Genomic DNA, 17,467 nt, shown 5'->3' on the forward strand with positions numbered 1-17,467 from the left:
GAATGACGTGAGCATCTCACAAACATCCTGGGCCACATCGGGCGGTGGAGCGGCTGCGCTCGACGCAGTGCGAAAGCTGGCGACATCCTTCAGCGTCATCCTGACGACGCTTCTTGGCCTGCTGGTCATCACCTTCGTCGTCGGCCGCATGGTTCCGGCTGATCCGGTCATTGCTGTTATCGGCGATCAGGCCGACCAGGCGACCTATGAACGGGTCTACAAGGAAATGGGGCTGGACCAGCCGCTCTATGCCCAATTCGCGACCTATCTCGGCAATGTCGCCCAGCTGAATTTCGGCCAGTCCCATGTCACCAAGAACCCCGTGTCAAGTGACCTTGCCCGGGTGTTCCCGGCGACACTGGAGCTTGCGACGCTGGCAACGATCATCGGCGCCGGCCTCGGTATTCCGCTCGGCATCATCTCCGCCGTCCGCAAGGGTACCTGGGTCGATCATCTTGCAAGGATCGTCGGATTGCTCGGTCATTCGACCCCAATCTTCTGGCTCGGCACCATCGTCATCCTGGTCTTCTACGCCAAGTTCGGGCTCATTCCTGGCAGTGGCCGGCTTGACGTCTACAATGAGGGCCTGATCGAAGGGCCGACCAACTCCATTCTCGTCGATGCGATCATTGCCGGCGAATGGGAGGTTTTCCGCGATGCCTTGCTGCATGTCGCAGCCCCTGCCCTCATCCTCGGTTATGCGGCCATGGCCTATCTCAGCCGCATGAGCCGCAGCTTCATGCTGGAACAGCTTCGGCAGGAATATGTGCTGACGGCAAAGGCAAAGGGGCTCGGCCAKCGCGCCATCATCTGGCGCCATGCCTTCCGTAACATACGGGTTCAGCTTCTGACTATCATCGCGCTTGCCTATTGCGGCCTGCTGGACGGCACKGTTCTCATTGAAACCGTCTTTGCCTGGCCCGGCCTCGGGCAATATCTGACCTCGGCTCTCTTCTTCGCGGACATGAACGCGATCCTCGGCAGCGTGCTTCTGATCGGCATCATTTCGATCGTCATCAACCTGCTGTCCGATATCGCCTACCGCTTCCTCGATCCGCGTACCCGGTGACATCATGGCGACACGTTATTTCAACGATCTCCACAATTGGCTGATCAACGAGGAATTCACCTCGACACGGCAGGCGCGTTTCCACAAGGCCTACGTCCTATGGCTCAACCTTCTTGCCAATCCGCTGGCCTTTGGGGGGTTCCTCGTCGTGCTTGCGCTGGTGCTCGTCGCAGCCTTCGCGCCGCTGCTTGCCAACTACGACCCTATTGCCCAGGATTTGACGATGGCGCTGAAGCCACCGTCTGCCGCAAACTGGTTCGGAACGGATGAGTTCGGCCGCGACGTCTACTCGCGCCTCGTCTTTGGCGCACGCACAACGCTCTATATCAGCATTCTCGTAACGGTCATCGTTGCGCCGATCGGCTTTGTGATCGGTGCGGCGGCCGGCTATCTCGGCGGCTGGGTGGATGTCGTCCTGATGCGCATCACCGATATCTTCCTTTCCTTCCCAAGCCTCGTTCTGGCATTGGCATTTTCCGCAGCCCTCGGGCCAGGCATCGAAAATGCCGTCATCGCCATTGCGCTCACGGTCTGGCCACCGATCGCCCGACTGGCGCGAGCCGAGACGCTGACATTTCGTGCCGCCGACTTCGTCGTCGCTGCCGAACTGCAGGGCGCCGGCATGCGCCGCATCCTGCTGCATCACATCGTGCCGCTCTGCGCCCCTTCGATCATMATTCGACTGACGCTCAACATGTCGAGCGTCATCCTGACAGCCGCCGGCCTCGGCTTCCTCGGCCTTGGCGCCCAGCCGCCGATGCCTGAATGGGGCGCCATGGCTGCGTCGGGCCGGCAATATCTGCTCGACGCCTGGTGGCTGACGACGGTCCCCGGCATCGCAATCCTCGTGGTCAGCCTCGCCTTCAACCTGCTGGGCGACGGCCTGCGCGACATCATGGATCCCCGAAATGCCTGATCAATCCCAGCCGATCCTTTCGGTCAAAAACATGTCGGTCCAGTTCCCGACCCTTTCGGGCGTCGTCACGGCCGTGAAGAACGTCTCCTTCACTGTCGGGCGCGAGAAAGTCGGCATCATCGGCGAATCCGGCTCGGGAAAGAGCACCACCGGACGCGCCATCATGCGGCTGCAGCCGGCGACCGCAAAAGTGGTGGCCGACGAAATACGCTTCGAGGATATCGATCTCATGCGCGCCAGCGAGGCCGATATGCGCTCGATCCGCGGGCGGCGCATTTCGATGATCCTGCAGGACCCGAAATACTCGCTCAACCCGGTCATGACGGTTGGCGAGCAGATTGCCGAAACCGTCATTCTCCATGAGCGTGTCGGTCGCCGTGAGGCAAGGGCACGCACACTCGCCATGCTGGAACGGGTCAACATTCGCGATCCGGAGCGCGTCTTCAATCTCTATCCGCATGAAGTCTCCGGCGGCATGGGGCAGCGCATCATGATCTCGATGATGCTGATTTCCTCGCCATCTCTGATCATCGCCGACGAGCCGACCTCGGCTCTCGACGTGACGGTGCGCCAACAGGTCCTGTCGATCCTCGACGATCTGATCACCGAGCGCAACATCGGCCTGGTCTTCATCTCGCATGACCTCAACCTGGTGAAGAGCTTCTGCGATCGGGTGATCATCATGTATGCCGGGCGTATCGTCGAAGAGCTCGAAGCTGCAAAGCTTGAGGAGGCGACCCATCCCTATACGCGGGGTCTCCTCCAGGCGCTGCCGAGCCTCGATCATCCCCGAGACCGCCTTGAGGTCCTCAGGCGCGACCCAAGCTGGGCGGAGGCATGAACATGATGATCTCAGTCAAAAACCTCGCCGTTTCCTTCGGTCGCGGCCCTTCCGCCAAGCAAGTGGTCAAGGACGTCTCCTTCGACGTTGCTGCAGGCGAGACGTTCGGCCTCGTCGGTGAAAGCGGCTGCGGCAAATCCACTGTCCTGGGTGCGCTGGCCGGCAGGATCAAGGAGTGGGGCGGCTCGATCGCGATCGATGGAGAGGCAATCGCTGTCAAGCGCTCAAAATCGCAGCTTGCCAAGCAGCAGATGGTATTCCAGGATCCCTTCGGCTCGCTTCATCCGCGCCACACGATCGGCCGCACGCTTCTCGAACCACTCGAAATCCATGGCGTCGACCGGCGCAGGGAGCGCGTGGAACAGGTGCTGCGCGACGTCGGCCTGCCTGCCTCTTTCTACCATCGTTTCCCGCACCAACTGTCGGGTGGTCAGCGCCAGCGCGTTGCAATCGCCCGCGCATTGATCCTCAAGCCCAGCGTGCTTCTCCTCGACGAGCCGACATCCGCACTCGACGTCTCCATCCAGGCCGAGATCCTCAATCTGCTGAAGGACCTGCGCGAAAGGGAGAAGCTGACCTACATTCTGGTCAGCCACGACATGGCTGTGATTGCTCATCTCTGTAATCGGGTCGCCGTCATGCAGGGCGGTATGTTCGTGGAAATCGCCTCGAGAGACGCTTTGCTCAGCGGAAATGTTGAACATCCCTATACGCGCACGCTTCTCGACGGCAGCAGGGGCTACCAACCCACGCGCCGCGCCGGATAGTGCGGGAATTTGCGGTACGCGACGACGTGAAAAGGGCAACCGTAGGAGCTTCAGCGGAAGTGGCCGAGTTTGGGGTCAAGGGCTATCAAGGTGGCATGTCGGCCTCCTCATTTCGAATCCAAGTCTGAGCCCGATACTCTGATCGCCCAAGAGATCGCATAAGTCCGATCATCCCGGGATTTCATGATGCCGGCGGCCCTGTTCTCAGGGCACCGCTGCATTGATCGTCTTGCCGCATGGCAGCGACTCGCTAAGCTATTGATGTAGGCTTACGGGAGGTTGACTTGGCGGAAGGAGATTCGTCATGCACGAGCAGGTCGCGAGCGTTGCAAGTTACGGCGCCGAGCCGGGTTTGCGTTTCGCCGTGCTTCTTGACGGAAGCGGCGGTTGTCGCACCCTAGATATGGAGGCGGTGCGCCGATGGACGCCGGATGACGGCGTCGTCTGGCTGCATTTCGAGCGTGACCATCCGGCGGCTGCCGAATGGGTCACAACGAGAGGCGGATTCGATCCTCTGGTTGCCGACGCCCTGCTGCAGGAGGAATCGCGCCCGCGCGTCGAAAACATAGACGACGGGCTGCTGATTATTCTTCGCGGCGTCTGTGCTGCGCCGCCCGAAGAAGCAAAAGCCGGGCCGGCCGAAATCGATCTCGTCCCCCTGCATGTATGGGCCGACGAGCGCAGGCTCGTGACCCTACGCGACAGCGGCCATTATATAACCGCCTTGCGCGATATCCGCCTTGCCCTGGACAAAGGCAAAGGCCCCAAACAGACGGGGGAACTGCTCGCTCTCGTCAGCGAAAAGCTGGTCCGCGACCTGGAGCCTGTGCTTGACACGATGGACGAAGAGGTCGACGAGCTGGACGAGCTGATCTTTCACGGCGAAGCCAGCGAAGTTCGCGAGCGGCTGAAGCAGCTTCGTCGCCGCTCCGTTCAACTTCGACGCTATCTTGCCCCTCAGCGCGACGCCTTGAACCGTATCGAACACGACGATGCGCCGTGGCTGAAGGAGCGTGACAAGCTGCGTTTCCGAGAGGTCATCGACAAGCTGATGCGCTTCATCGAATATCTCGACGCCATCCGCGACCGGACCGGCATTCTTCATGACGACCTGTCCACGGTCATCAGCGAGCGGATTGCCCGCAACTCCAACCGACTCGCCGCACTCGCCGCCCTGCTACTGCCGCCGAGCGTGGTAGCTGGTCTTTTCGGCATGAATGTCGGCGGCATCCCTGGTGTCAACGATACCTGGGCTTTCGTCATTATCGTTGCCTTCGTCGCGGTCACGTCGGTTGCGACGCTGATGGTCCTCAAGCGGATTAACTGGCTTTGAGTGGGTGAAGGCAAAGCTCCAGAGCCGACCTTTCGGCCGGCTTCGCTCTCCTTGTGTCCAGGCTGAGTTCGGATCGCTCAGATCCCGGCATACCACTCGTAGCCGCGGTCCTCCCAGAAGCCACCATTGCCGCCCCACAAGCCGGCAAAACTGTCGACGATCTCAATGCGCATGATATACTTGGCCTGCTTGTAGCCGAGTTGTCGTTCGACGCGCAGACGCAATGGCGCTCCGTGTCCGACGGTCAAATCCTTTCCGTTCATCTGATAAGCGAGGATGGTCTGCGGATGGAACGCGTCGATGAGGTCGATGCTCTCATAGTAGCGACCACTTCCATCAAGTGTCTTCTCCAACTCGTCCGCACAGTGGAAGACCGCAAATCGTGCGTTCGGTCTGAGCCCTACCGAGCTCAAGACAGAACCAAGCGGAACGCCGGTCCATTTCCCGATCGCGCTCCACCCCTCAACGCAGTCGTGACGGGTGATCTGAGTGCGCGCCGGACGCCTCTTAAGGTCAATGAGGGAAAACTCCTGGGGCCGGTCGACGAGACCGTCGATCTTCAATCGCCAGTTCGCGAAATTGCCTTCGGCGAACTCGGTATAGTCCTCGCCATCTGGCGCGCTCGTGCCGTTCACCCTGAAAGTCGGAGAAATGTCCGTCTCGGCAAACTCGCGGGCGAGAGCATCGCGTCCCTGCAGCAGCCTTTGTGCCTTCATCGTCAGATTTTCGGACGAGCGGATAACGCTACCCAAAGCCGCATTTTGGTCCAGTATGTCGCAGCCCGAGAGCGTGAGTGCAGAGGCGCCGAGCGTGCTGCCGATCAGAAAACGCCTGCGGGTCAGGAAGCTACGCGTCATGTATGTGGACCTTTCTCTCTGATGGCATAGCGGCCCGTGATCATTGAGCGCATATTGTTCCAGGTTCCCGACAGTACGACCATCGCCACATGCACGAACACGAAGAGCACGAGAAGCGTTGCGGTCATGAAGTGGATCGTGCGCGCCGACTGGCGCCCGCCGAAAATGTCCACCAGGGTCGGCACGATGGCATCAAAGCCGGGGGACATTGTCAGGCCGGTCAGCAACATCGTCGGCAGCAGAATGACGATCACGGCGAGGTAGGTGAGTTTTTGGAGCGCGTTGTAGTGCTTCGCTTGTTCCCCTTCCGGGAAGCGCAGACGCGCGTGGTCGAGGATTTCGTGCCACAGATGGCGCGGGGAAAGGTCTCTGCGCGCCGGGGCCAGGTCCCGTCGAAAATGGCCGGTCAGGACGCCGAAGCCGAGGTAAAAAATGCCGTTGCCGAGAAATAGCCAGGCAAAGAAGAAATGCCAACGGCGGCCGGTTGCGAGATCCTGAAACGACGGGATGGTCGCCCAGGCCGGAAACGCCCGCGGCGTCGGATCTCCCTCGAAAGTCGAGACGCCCAGGACACCGGTCGTCGGCACCTCGACACCAGCGATCCGGACGAAACCGTGCATATCGTCGCCCTGTCCGCTTGAGCCGATCGTCAGTACAGATGGATCCCCGTCTGCACCATAGTGTCCCCAGTACAGTTCGGGATGAGCGTTGAAAATCTGCAATCCACTCAAGAGCAGCACGCTCAGGCAGATCACGTTCAGCCAATGCGTCAGCCGCGTGACCAGGGAATGACGATGGATCATTAGGGTCCGGGGATACTGCATATTGTCGTTGTCGGGACTGTCGCTCATGGATGCGGCCCTCCGGTCGGGCTGAATTGTTGCGTATTTGCGATGAACAACTGGATGCCGCCGGTCGGCCAATGGGGCGGAAGCTGACCGGCGGCGACGTGGCTCACATGGGGGGCACCACGCCATTCTTGCCAACGATAACGCGATGCGCGACTGTCCCGCTCGAAGCCTTCTCGGCCGGGATAAACACGACTGCTCCTGCGACCAGGTCGTCCTTGGTTGCTGGGGCGATAGTCACGACCGGAGTACCGTCCGGAATGGAGATCTTCTTTTCCTTGCCGTGGTAGGACACGGTAACGGTCCGGCCGTCGACGTCCTTGACCGCATCGGCGACGGTAGCATTGGTCATGCTGCTGTTCGGCTTGAGGTCCCAGCCAAAGCTTCCCTCGCCGGCTCCCCTGAGTGCAGGCGGAAAGATCAGAACTTCAAGAGCGCCGTCTCCACCCTGCTCCTTCGGCAGGGAGGCGATGCCCACATAGTCTCCGGGCTGGATGTCGGAGACCTTCGCGTTAGCGACACTGGCGACCTGCCAGCCGTCGGCAAGAGCGACGTCAACGGTTTCTCCCTCGCGCGTCTTCACCTTCAAGGTAGCATCGGTGAAGTTGACGACAMTGCCCCGGATGTTGAGTTCGGCCTTTTTGTCTTCGGCCTGGGCAGAGACCGGCGAAACAAGCGTTGCTGGAACGCCAACCAAGCCGGCGACCATGATTACTGGAAGAAGTCTGCGCAACATTTGAGGTTCCTTACCTACTCGTTGGTAGTTTTTGCGGCGCTGTTTTGCCACGCATGTTCCCCGTCGACGCGCCGCCCGGTCGCCGGGAATTAGATCACCGCGGCCGCAGCCGCTGAAGACTTGGCTCAAGAATCAGCTCAAAGACAGCAGGCGTTCCATAGGCTCGGGCCGACAGCATGGCACCGTGAACGGTGGCCATGAAAGCCTCTGCCTCTACGCGCGCCGGGCACGAGATCACCAGGGCTCCTTGCTGGTCACCACGCTCGATGACCGATGTCAGCCATCCTGAAAGATGTTGGAAATAGGCGCGCACTTCGACCGCGACCTCCGGAGGAAGGGCCGGCAGCTCGCTTGCAAGAAGCGCGCAGACACAAAACGGACGGCTTGCATCCCCGATGCATTGAGCCCMAAAACCGGCATAGGTCTTCAGCAGCTCAAGCGGATCGCTGAACTTGCTTTCGACCTCGGCCAAGCCAGTCACGGCGTTTGCGCGGTAGCGGGCGACAAGAGTACGCGCCAGATCGGCMTTGCTTGGAAAATGATGATGGATGCTGGCCTTGCGGATCCCGACAACCGCAGCGATGTCRGCGTAGCTGAACCCGTTATAGCCACCTGATACGATCAGCTTTTCCGCACTGTTCAGGATCTCGTCATAGGTATTCGAAAGATTGCTCATACGCCTTTATCTACCTTCTAGTAGGAAGATCGTCAACTGCGTATTCCTTCCTAATTCCGGAAGGTGCTCCAAAGCTGATGAACGGCGGCAGAGAGCCGCTATAGCCGCATCGATCACGGTAACAAGCATGGCTGGCTGGTGATCTCCCGCGACCTTGGCTATCTGCTCGAGGAGGAGGCGCCCGATGAGAAAGGCTCCTATGTTTTTACCGGAAGCGACCGTTCAACGATTAATTTCGCAGATCTATCGGGCACTCCCTCAAGGGCTTGCCCGACATATTCTTTCTCGGGGTGCAAAAAACGTCGATGATAGTCAGGATCATTCGATGGCTGCAGCGCTACTGCCGCTTGGCTGCGAGAGGCTGACACCCGGCTGGACGAGAATCTTCCCGCCCTCCGTCGTCGTGGCTATGATTCCGTCGCTGTAGATTTTGACGGAAGCAATCGTACCTTTGACCGTACCGTCTGCGCTTTCGATGTAGCTGCCGATATAGCTGCCGGCCTGGGCAAGGTTGGAGCCCGCCAGCAGGGCATCCAGCTTCTGATTCGTCTGGATCGTCTGCTCGACCTGCGAGAAACTGGCGAGCTGCGCCAGTTGTTGACTGGCGTCCACGGGGTCGGTCGGATCCTGGTTCTTCAGTTGCGCGATCAGAAGCTGCAAAAAGTCGTCATAGTTCACCATCGCTTTCTGCTGGGCGGTAGCCGTGCTACCCGCCAGAGAGGAGCCGACGCCTGTGAGAGGATTTGTCGTCATAGTCGACCTCGGTTGTTTGGGGTTAAGGCTTAAAACGGCCCCTTCCAGTTTACGATCATTACCTACTAGTAGGTAGCCAGAAAAAGCGTCTTTGGCATGAGATAGTGTTGGATAGGCTCAGTTGGTTGGCGCAAATGAACGACGCGCCAGTGCTTCGGATGATGCGTCAGAGAAGCGCACAATTATCTACCTTCTAGTAGGTTTGGTGTCAACTTGTGAGAAATGGTGCTGACTGCCCTGTGCTCCGCTTTCACGCGGTGCTTACGATGGGCCGGCAACGTCCGACACAGCCGGCCCATCAGCTGCCCGACCGTATAAGAGAACGCGCAATATCGATGATGTCATCGCGTGGGCGATCGGATCTTCCTCGTTCCAGACGACATCGATCCGATCTTGAAGTCGATACCGAGCCTGGCAGCAACGAGCGACCCTAACCAGAAGCTGTCGAAGCATCTCTCGCCATGTCTTCCGTCGGATCGTGCTCCTCGAGTCCTTGGCGAAATCGCACCACATGCCTGCTCGCGCATAATGTTTGCGCTGGCCGATCAACCCAGGGAATCGACATTTTCAGGCGCGTGCGCCACGAGCCGTCGGGGACGACAAGCCGGCTGCGTCCGCCAACCACTCACCGACGGCGAAGACCCAGTGCCCCTTGGGCGGCTTTCACAACTGCGTCGGTCGTGATGCCGAACTTCTTGTAAACGTCGTCGATCTTTCCCGACGCACCGAAGCTGTGCATGCCCACGAACCGTCCGTCGAGCCCGAGATATCTGTCCCAGCTATCCTGGACGGCCGCTTCGACAGCCACCCGTGCGGTTCCTTCTCCAAGAACCTCACGCCTATAGTCTGACGTCTGCGCCTCGAACAACAGGCGGCACGGCATGGAGACGACCGCGGTTGGAATGCCTTCCGCCTGGAGCCTCGTCCTCGCCTCGACGGCGAGATGCAATTCCGATCCGGTCGACATGATCGTCAGCTCTCGAGCGCCGCCCACGGCTTCAAGTAGAACGTATCCGCCCTTTGCCGACAGGTTGCGAGATCCCGGTTCCTTTCTCAGAAGCGGCATGGGCTGGCGGGACAGCGCGATCAGGGCTGCCTGCCGCGGGGCGTCGAGAATGGCCTGCCAGCATTCGGCCGTCTCGATCGGATCACCCGGGCGGAACACGGCAAGACCCGGGATAGCACGCAGGGCGGTCAGATGTTCGACCGGCTGATGGGTTGGGCCGTCCTCACCGAGACCGATCGAGTCATGCGTCATCACGAAGATCGAACGCACCTCCATCATCGCCGCCAACCGGATGGACGGTCGGGCATAATCAGAGAAGGTCAGGAAGGTGCCGCCATAGGGGATCAGCCCACCATGAAGGGCGATACCGTTGATGGCCGCAGCCATGCCGTGCTCACGCACGCCGTAGTGGACGTAGGATCCATTATATTTGCCGGGCTCGATGTCGACCATGGACTTGGCGCGCGTGTTGTTCGACGGTGTCAGGTCCGCCGATCCGCCGATGAGCTCAGGGAGGGCTTCGGCGAGGTGGTTGAGAACAATCCCGCTCGCTTGTCTGGTGGCAAGGTCCTTGTCAGCAGACAGAAGCTCCTGTTTTGCTGCCTCTATCGCTTTCGTCCAGTCGGCAGGCAGCTCCCCTTTCATACGGCGCTCGAAGTTCCGGCGAACATCGTCCTTCGCCGTCTGGACCCGAACAGCCCAGGCCATTCGGGCGTTGCGTCCMTTCGCGCCGATCTTTCGCCAGGCTTCCAGAAGGTCGGATGGGATCTCGAAGGGTGGCGCAGTCCAGCCGAGAAGCTTGCGGGCGCCGGCAATTTCCTCTTCGCCCGGAGCATCACTATGGGCCTTCTGCGTGCCGGCGCGGGTGGGAAAGCCGAAACCGATGATGGTTTTGCAGGCGATCAGCGATGGGCGATCGGTGACCCGCTGCGCTTCGACGATCGCGTTTCGGATGGCGTCGGTATCGTGTCCGTCGATTTCCTGGACATGCCAGTTCGACGCACGGAACCGCGCCGGTTGATCGTCGGATTCCGCAAGACTTGTCGCGCCGTCGATCGATATCGAATTGTTGTCCCAGAACGCAATCAGCTTGCCGAGCTTCAAATGGCCGGCGAGCGATATGGCCTCCTGGCTGATACCCTCCATGAGGCATCCGTCGCCGAGGAAGACATAGGTATGGTGGTTTGAAAGATCGTCACCGAACCTGGCGTTCATGATGCGCTCGGCAAGTGCGAAACCGACGGAATTGGCAATGCCCTGTCCGAGCGGACCCGTGGTCGTCTCAATGCCCGTGGCATGATGATATTCCGGATGCCCCGCCGTCCTGCTGCCGACCTGCCGGAAGTTCTTGATTTCCTCGATCGTCATATCCCGGTAGCCGGTCAGGTAAAGCAGGCTGTAGAGCAGCATCGAGCCGTGCCCGTTGGAGATCAGGAAACGATCCCGATCGAACCAGTAKGGGTCTTCTGCATCGAAATGCAGAAAATCGGAAAAGAGCACGGTGGCAATGTCGGCCATGCCCATCGGCATGCCGGGATGCCCGCTCTTGGCCTTCTCGACGGCGTCCATCGAGAGAAACCGGATGCAATTGGCCATGTCGCGCAGATGCCGGTCGCGAGGCGCCGGTACTGACTTAGGGGATTCCGTCATGATCGTTTCCTCGGGAACTGGTGAAGGACACGCCGAAACATAGGGCCCGACGTGGACCAGGCTACTGCGACATGTTGAAACTTTGCCCGAAACGTCTCATCCAAGGATTACATCGCCGCCACGGCCGTTTCCGAGCTCCCGTTGAGACAGGCGCTTTGCGTCCCGGTCCCGCTGTGCGCGCGATCGAGCTCCAAGCGATCAACAACGGGTTCGAGATGCACAGCGATAATATGCCGGATACGGATGCGGCTAACTTTGCTTCAGCCGCCAGGTCCGGATTTCAAATGGCATGATGTCGGCAGGTCCGGCACGTTCGATCGGCTCTTCGAGGATGTTCAGAGCCCCGGAAGCCTGCCACCCTGCGGGCAAGGCGAGTTTCAGGCGACCGCGCCTGCCTGCCGGCTCGTAGAGCCGCAGGATAAGGCCGTCTCCCTCCTCCGMCGGTTTCAGCCCCGAAAAGGCGACCGGTGTGCCCTCTACGCCCAGCGGCGACAGCGTGCCCGCCGCGAGACCGCTTGCCTCGATGGTGACGAGCGGCTGATTGAGATCGATCGCTTCCTCCAGAACACCCCCTTCATGCCAGGCGCCTGCATGCGGCAGCAGCGCATAGGTGAAGCTCTGCTCGCCTTCGTCGGCAAGCGGATCGGGATAGATCGGCGAGCGCACGAGGCTCATGCCGATGACATTGCCGCGCGCACTGTGGCCGTATTTGGCATTGTTGAGCAAAGCGACACCAAAGCCCGGTTCGCTGATATCGACAAACCGATGAGCGGCAGCCTCGAACATTGCCTGTTCCCAGGAAGTGTTCGTGTGCGTCTGGCGCTCGACGATGCCATAAGCGCATTCGAAGGTGGCAGTGCGTGAGCGCACGGCGACCGGGTTCAGCGTCCTCAGCAGTGTGCGACGGTCATGCCAATCGATCGTCGTCTCGATATCGAGCCTGCACGCGTTGGCCGTCAGCACGTAAAGCTGCCTGACCGTCGAATCCCGGTACCGGTAAACGACACGGATCGCCGCACGATGTGCCCCCTGCTCAACAAGGGTGATGCTTTCAGGCTTGTCGAGGCGGACGGCCTTTTCGGCATAGTCGGCATCGACGTCCCAGGCATCCCAGTTGCGCGGCTTGTCGGCCGGATAGACCCAGAGCTGGTTTGCGGCACCCTCGATCGCTTCCCTGCCGGTTGCCTTGTGAACAAGGCTCGAAACGGCGCCATCCTTGCCAATCACGACAGACAGATGCTCGTTTTCGAGGCTGTGCGCGCCGGCTTTCAGCGTACCGGMGGGCTTCAATGCCTTGCGGTCAAAGACCGCGACGGAAAGAGGTGCGACGGGATCAGCAGATGACACGACCGTTCCATCGGACAGCCGAGCAGTCAGTGGCCGCGGTGCGAGCGAAGGATTGACGGCAACCAGCGCATCCGCCACACCGCCTGCCGGAAGCTGGGCCGATAGCGCCTTCAAAGCCTTGGCCTGCTCCGCCTTGGCATTGCCGATGGCGCCGTCGAGTTCCAGTTCGGCATCGATATAGACTTCGCGGATGCTCGAACCCGGCAGAATATCGTGAAATTCGTTCTTGAGGACGACGCGCCAATCCGCTTCCAGGCTTTGCGGTTTGGCAGCACCCAGCAGATGGGCGAGCGAAGCGAGCGTTTCCGCCGTGATCAGCGCTCGTTCGGCCTGGCGGTGCTTGCGCTTGACGCCGCTTTGCGTCGTGAGCGTCGCGCGGTGCAGTTCGAGATAGATCTCGCCATCCCAGACTGGAAGCTCCTTTTCCGCTGCAGTCCGGTGGGCCTCTTCGTAAAAGCCCTTCACAGTACCCCAGCGCGCTTTGGGGATTGCCGGAAAGTCACGCAGTTGTACTTCGCGTTCCACCATCTCCGGGGTAACACCACCGCCGCCATCCCCGTAGCCGACCGCCAGCAGCGACGTGTCGTGCTGCGTCTTGCCGCGGAAATTCTTCCAGGTCGGCACGAAGCAATCTGGCCGCACGAAACCATTATAGCCCTGCATGGGATTGTCGAACGTATGGGTCAGGACCTTGCTTCCATCCAGCCCTTTCCACCAGAAAAGGTCGGACGGAATATGATTGCTCTCGCTCCAGTTCACCTTGATCGTGAAGAAGCTGTCGATGCCTCCAAGCTGCAGGATCTGCGGCAAGGCACCCGAAAAGCCGAAGCAGTCCGGCAGCCAGCAGACCGTGTGGCGCAAGCCGAAGTGTTTCTCGAAATAGCGCTGCCCATAAAGCACCTGCCGTGCAAGGCTTTCACCGGTCGGCATGTTGGTGTCGGGTTCAACCCACATGCCGCCGACAGTTTCCCACTTGCCCTCGGCGACCTTCTTCTTGATCCGCTCGAGAAGTTCGGGATCATCCTCCTCCATCTGCGCATAATAATGGGCGGTCGATTGATTGAAGCGGAAGTCGTCCGACCGCTCCATCAGCGAGAGCGCGGTGCTGAAGGTACGGCGCATCTTCCGACGTGTCTCCCCGTATGGCCAGAGCCATGCGAGGTCGATATGGGCATGGCCGGTCAGAAGCAGTTCGCCGTTCGGCGGAAAACGCTTCTGAAGCTCTTTCAATCGGGCGATCAGCGCATCATAGGCGGCGCTCGCCGAAGCGCTCTGTGCTTCATTAAGGCCCGCCGGGTTTGCCTCAAGCTCCGGCAGTTCCCAGATCTTTTGCTGCATCATCGCACCTGATGTGCGTGAAATATAGGCTGACGTGTCCGAAGGCCAGTCGAGGCTGCGCAGCGACTGTTCGGCCGCTTCGATCAGATGCGGCAGGACCTCATGGCTTTCGAGCACGTCGGCTGCTTCGCCGATCTGCCGCAACAGGAGGTGCAGTCTGTGGACCGGTTCGTCCAGCCAGATCAGCCGCGCCTTGTTGAGCCGCGGTGTCCGGTTCGGCTCCCCAAAGGGAAAGCGTGCGACGCTGTCAGTGGCAATCGAGAATTCCCTGCCCTTGATCGGGAACTCCTGATGGTAGGGATCGAGCCCGAACGTCTCGGCCTGACCGCCGGAATAGCGCAATGTAATCAGGCTCTCGCCGCCAAGATCGAGCTGCAGGCGAACCTTTTCCATCGGCCAGGCGCGCGGCACTGTGGCCGATACCGCGAAATGAACCGTCCCCTTGCGGTGTGGCCAGTCCTGATGATGCGCGATCGGCTCGCCATCAAAGGTCCAGCCGTCGATCAGGATGTTTTGCTTGTCGCGCCAGTGGGCGAGCTCGGCTGTACGGACCTTGAGACGATCGAGGCGTTKGGCAATGGTGAGAGACATGGCGGGTCCTATCGGGGAATAAGCAAAAACTGACGATCAGGGAGGAAACAGGCGCGCGCAAAAAAGCCGCAGGCGCCGCGTCCCGTCTCCTCCAACCGAGGTGCGTAGCCGTTCTTAGATTAAGTAACTTTGTTTTGCAGTMAAGCGCACAAGAAATAAGTTGCGAGAGTTTTAGTGGGCAATGTGGGAACGTTTTTCCCGATAAAGGAGATTTCTTCCCCACGTGCTTGTACAATTTTCCTGCACCAAGGCATGGAGCACAAGAACAGGCCTCAAAGCCGGTCGCCTATGGAGAGTTCACTTCGCGCGAAGTTCGAGCAACGTCGGCACGAGCGTCTTCGAGGCGACCTCAACTGTTGCCTGCTGCGCCAGGACGTCGAGGCACGAGATGACGAAGCCGACGGATCCCGGCCACGTATCCGCGACCACCACCAAGGCCTGGCAGAGGGCGGCGATCCGTTCGCTCACACATTCTCTCCCGGTCCAGGCGAATACGAAGCACGCATTGGCTAGCACCGCGAGCGCGGCGCTAGCTCCGCCCTCGGCATTCAGACGGACAAGTCCTACCTGGCCAGCGTGCGTCGAAGCCGGCGTCGAGGAGCGCTCATCTGTCCGGTGAACGTCTTAGGCATTGGATTGGCTTCTTCCTTCCAATCGAGGTGAGTACCATCGCGGACGCCGACGGCATACTCTCGAGCGGGAAGCAGGTCGCCAAAGCCGTGGTTGAAACTTTGGACGCCGACGACGTCGAAGGTTCGTTCGAATTGTTTCGCCGCAAGTTTTGCGAGCTGCGAGAAGTTTCCCTGGTATTCATCCAAAGGCCCGGCGACTTCCTAACCGGCGATACGAACTTGATGGATCTCCTGGCCGCGGCGGCGTCGGCATAGGTGATCTTGATGGTTCTTATATCAGCGGTGTTTGGACCAGACGATTCTCCGTGCCTGACCAGTTCCATGGCCACGGCAGTGAGCAAGGCGCTCTACTTGGCCATCCCAGTTGCAAATTTGAACCCTATAAATCTATGGTATATTATTGTTGAACAACATAGTATAGATCATCTTCTTTTGCTGGGAGAGAAGCATGTCTATACAAAAAGATTACTCGCCACTCTTAGAACGCAGCGAATTTTACGATTTTCTTTCGGATCCGGCTATTTCTACTTGGGGCGATCCGATAATTGCTCCTACTGGTTTTGTAGATCCAGGCGCTCAGCGCACTTCGATTGGCAAGACCGAGATATTTAAGCGTTGCAAGACAATTACCCACTATCTTCAAGTCACGGAGCCATCTCCAACCGGCGGACAACAGGTTGTCGCAAACCTAACCGCGCGAGAGTTTGATCTCTATCTATTCCAACTTGATATCAAAGCCTTGCTATTTGTATCTCAGGCCTGCCCTGCGAGTATTGCGTCTGCCGCAGTAACCGCTTTCAATGCATTTACGGCCGGCGGTGGCGCAGACCCGGAGCAATACTTCGAACAACAGCTCTCACAACAAGCAGGCGCCCAACGGGAATGGTTTGAAGTGAAATGTACTTTCACCGCCCACAAAGCAGGTATCGAAAATCATAGGGAAGAGCTCGACGCGATCGCCGCATTTTACGCACGACAGTCAGCGGGGACAATTACTACCGGCAAGAGTGGGCACGAAGAAGAAATTCGCGAGAGCGAATATCTAGCATCGCGTAGGTTTAGGATTTCTGAAATTATCGAGCCGGTACAAGAATGGGGCTTTCGAGAAAGGCYGATCGATCAGGTTCATCAACGGGATACCGATGGGCGTTCGCCTGAAGCGATTATGGACGAAATTTCGTCCAACGAAGGTAGAGCGCTGGATTGTAGCGCATTGGATCTCAAGACTTTCAAAATACTGTCGCTCTTACGATATCCAGAGTTCAAAGTCGTTTGGCGCACCTACGACGTAAAGATCGGCTGCGTTTGGATCCATATCCCTTATCCGGTGTTGCAGATTCGGTGGTCCGATCTGCTGTTGTACGGTTACTATCGGTATCCAAGGGACTTAGGCGATATTGTCTTGAATGTGGTCGAGGACTGCTTCTGGCACGCGGTCCTAGCTGGCGCGGTCGTAGGAGCCGCACTAGGAAATCTACCCGCTGCGATTGCTGCATTTAAAGGCATCTTCACGGAATGTATTAAGCAGCAACTCCATCAATTGCTGACCTGCATGATACCAGGGCTTCTGCTGGCAACTGAAGTTGATGGTGACTGGGACGATATCTAATTCAATCTGAGGAGGTGAAGCAATGTCTACAGTTACTTTTGTTAAAAAGACGCCTGCGGGAGGCGGATTGGGGAACTTCAACTACACCTACAAATGCAAGTGCACGTCAGGGACGGAGAAAGGCGAAATCGTTGTGACTTCTGCGAATGATGGTGAAGCCAAAAAGCTTGCCCAATTAGAGTGCGATGAGAAGTGCGGCGAGGTCTGATCCCGGACGCCGGCCAACCAGCCCAGTCGCTCCCCCTTGGAGACCGGCACGAGTCCCAGTTGCTTTGGAACGCGGCGCCGAGACCAGCGGGCGATGCCCGCCTCTGCCTAGTGCGAACGTATGGAAGCTGGCCGGCAGCGCAACGGTTGGTGGCATAGCGAAAAAACGGTCTTTTGGGAGGTCATGCGAGAATATTCGAAGGGAAGCTAAGCTCCATCCTTGCAGCCGACGGGAGAGCGAACATCATTGTGACCGATGCGAGGCAGCCAACGGCACTTGCGGCCTAACGT

At 59.1% G+C, this 17,467-nt stretch carries 16 protein-coding genes; 7 read left to right on the forward strand and 9 right to left on the reverse strand.

All coding sequences use genetic code 11. The annotated features are described in order from the left end of the window. Positions 1-7: 7 nt before the first annotated feature. From AC1DNW_RS32750 to AC1DNW_RS32770, 5 genes are all read left to right on the forward strand, one after another. On the forward strand, positions 8-1,069 hold the full coding sequence (locus AC1DNW_RS32750; protein ID WP_477855479.1) for an ABC transporter permease: 1,062 nt from the start codon (positions 8-10) through the stop codon (positions 1,067-1,069). Positions 1,070-1,073: 4 nt separating this feature from the next. Then, complete coding sequence (locus AC1DNW_RS32755; RefSeq protein WP_477855480.1) at positions 1,074-1,985, forward strand: ABC transporter permease; 912 nt, start codon at positions 1,074-1,076, stop codon at positions 1,983-1,985. Then, complete coding sequence (locus AC1DNW_RS32760; protein ID WP_113508021.1) at positions 1,978-2,826, forward strand: ABC transporter ATP-binding protein; 849 nt, start codon at positions 1,978-1,980, stop codon at positions 2,824-2,826. Before AC1DNW_RS32755 ends, AC1DNW_RS32760 begins: the two co-directional genes overlap by 8 nt. A 2-nt stretch (positions 2,827-2,828) precedes the next feature. Further along, entirely contained in the window at positions 2,829-3,593 is a 765-nt protein-coding gene (locus AC1DNW_RS32765) for an ABC transporter ATP-binding protein (RefSeq protein ID WP_113312058.1), read from the forward strand. A 304-nt stretch (positions 3,594-3,897) separates the two neighbouring features. Further along, positions 3,898-4,926 carry a zinc transporter ZntB gene (locus AC1DNW_RS32770; RefSeq protein WP_113312059.1) on the forward strand — a complete coding sequence of 343 codons (1,029 nt, stop codon included), beginning with the start codon at positions 3,898-3,900 and terminating at the stop codon, positions 4,924-4,926. 77 nt (positions 4,927-5,003) lie between these two features. Here AC1DNW_RS32770 and AC1DNW_RS32775 read toward each other — a convergent pair whose 3' ends face one another. From AC1DNW_RS32775 to AC1DNW_RS32815, 9 genes are all read right to left on the reverse strand, one after another. Then, on the reverse strand, positions 5,004-5,783 hold the full coding sequence (locus AC1DNW_RS32775) for a molybdopterin-binding protein (protein ID WP_477855481.1): 780 nt from the start codon (positions 5,781-5,783) through the stop codon (positions 5,004-5,006). Next, positions 5,780-6,634: a cytochrome b/b6 domain-containing protein gene (locus AC1DNW_RS32780; protein ID WP_477855482.1), complete on the reverse strand. Its 855-nt coding sequence runs from the start codon at positions 6,632-6,634 to the stop codon at positions 5,780-5,782. The genes AC1DNW_RS32775 and AC1DNW_RS32780 overlap by 4 nt, the downstream gene beginning before the upstream one ends. A gap of 103 nt (positions 6,635-6,737) precedes the next feature. Further along, entirely contained in the window at positions 6,738-7,340 is a 603-nt protein-coding gene (locus tag AC1DNW_RS32785) for a hypothetical protein (RefSeq protein ID WP_477855492.1), read from the reverse strand. Between the two features lie 121 nt (positions 7,341-7,461). After that, positions 7,462-8,043 (reverse strand): TetR/AcrR family transcriptional regulator, encoded by a 582-nt coding sequence (locus tag AC1DNW_RS32790; RefSeq protein ID WP_477855483.1) that lies wholly within the window; start codon positions 8,041-8,043, stop codon positions 7,462-7,464. 318 nt (positions 8,044-8,361) lie between these two features. Further along, positions 8,362-8,796: a flagellar hook assembly protein FlgD gene (gene flgD, locus AC1DNW_RS32795; protein WP_113312063.1), complete on the reverse strand. Its 435-nt coding sequence runs from the start codon at positions 8,794-8,796 to the stop codon at positions 8,362-8,364. Positions 8,797-9,421: 625 nt separating this feature from the next. Continuing rightward, positions 9,422-11,452 (reverse strand): transketolase, encoded by a 2,031-nt coding sequence (gene tkt, locus AC1DNW_RS32800; RefSeq protein ID WP_477855484.1) that lies wholly within the window; start codon positions 11,450-11,452, stop codon positions 9,422-9,424. 249 nt (positions 11,453-11,701) lie between these two features. After that, positions 11,702-14,728: an alpha-mannosidase gene (locus AC1DNW_RS32805; RefSeq protein WP_477855485.1), complete on the reverse strand. Its 3,027-nt coding sequence runs from the start codon at positions 14,726-14,728 to the stop codon at positions 11,702-11,704. A 297-nt stretch (positions 14,729-15,025) separates the two neighbouring features. Further along, entirely contained in the window at positions 15,026-15,196 is a 171-nt protein-coding gene (locus AC1DNW_RS32810) for a hypothetical protein (RefSeq protein ID WP_477855486.1), read from the reverse strand. A gap of 95 nt (positions 15,197-15,291) precedes the next feature. Continuing rightward, positions 15,292-15,546 carry a hypothetical protein gene (locus AC1DNW_RS32815; RefSeq protein ID WP_477855487.1) on the reverse strand — a complete coding sequence of 85 codons (255 nt, stop codon included), beginning with the start codon at positions 15,544-15,546 and terminating at the stop codon, positions 15,292-15,294. Positions 15,547-15,808: 262 nt separating this feature from the next. Between AC1DNW_RS32815 and AC1DNW_RS32820 the strand changes: the two genes are divergently transcribed. Both AC1DNW_RS32820 and AC1DNW_RS32825 read left to right on the forward strand, forming a co-directional pair. Further along, positions 15,809-16,969, forward strand: coding sequence for a hypothetical protein (locus AC1DNW_RS32820; protein WP_477855488.1), 1,161 nt, complete (start codon positions 15,809-15,811; stop codon positions 16,967-16,969). A gap of 22 nt (positions 16,970-16,991) precedes the next feature. After that, on the forward strand, positions 16,992-17,177 hold the full coding sequence (locus AC1DNW_RS32825; RefSeq protein ID WP_477855489.1) for a hypothetical protein: 186 nt from the start codon (positions 16,992-16,994) through the stop codon (positions 17,175-17,177). The last annotated feature ends 290 nt before the right edge of the window (positions 17,178-17,467 follow it).

This window comes from Rhizobium sp. 05L429 (genome assembly GCF_056397645.1).

Coding starts and splice junctions, on each gene's coding strand:
- AC1DNW_RS32760 (WP_113508021.1), top strand. CDS start 1,978: ATGCCTGATCAATCCCAGCCGATCCTTTCGGTCAAAAACATGTCGGTC.
- AC1DNW_RS32765 (WP_113312058.1), top strand. CDS start 2,829: ATGATGATCTCAGTCAAAAACCTCGCCGTTTCCTTCGGTCGCGGCCCT.
- AC1DNW_RS32770 (WP_113312059.1), top strand. CDS start 3,898: ATGCACGAGCAGGTCGCGAGCGTTGCAAGTTACGGCGCCGAGCCGGGT.
- AC1DNW_RS32775 (WP_477855481.1), bottom strand. CDS start 5,783: ATGACGCGTAGCTTCCTGACCCGCAGGCGTTTTCTGATCGGCAGCACG.
- AC1DNW_RS32780 (WP_477855482.1), bottom strand. CDS start 6,634: ATGAGCGACAGTCCCGACAACGACAATATGCAGTATCCCCGGACCCTA.
- flgD (WP_113312063.1), bottom strand. CDS start 8,796: ATGACGACAAATCCTCTCACAGGCGTCGGCTCCTCTCTGGCGGGTAGC.
- AC1DNW_RS32825 (WP_477855489.1), top strand. CDS start 16,992: ATGTCTACAGTTACTTTTGTTAAAAAGACGCCTGCGGGAGGCGGATTG.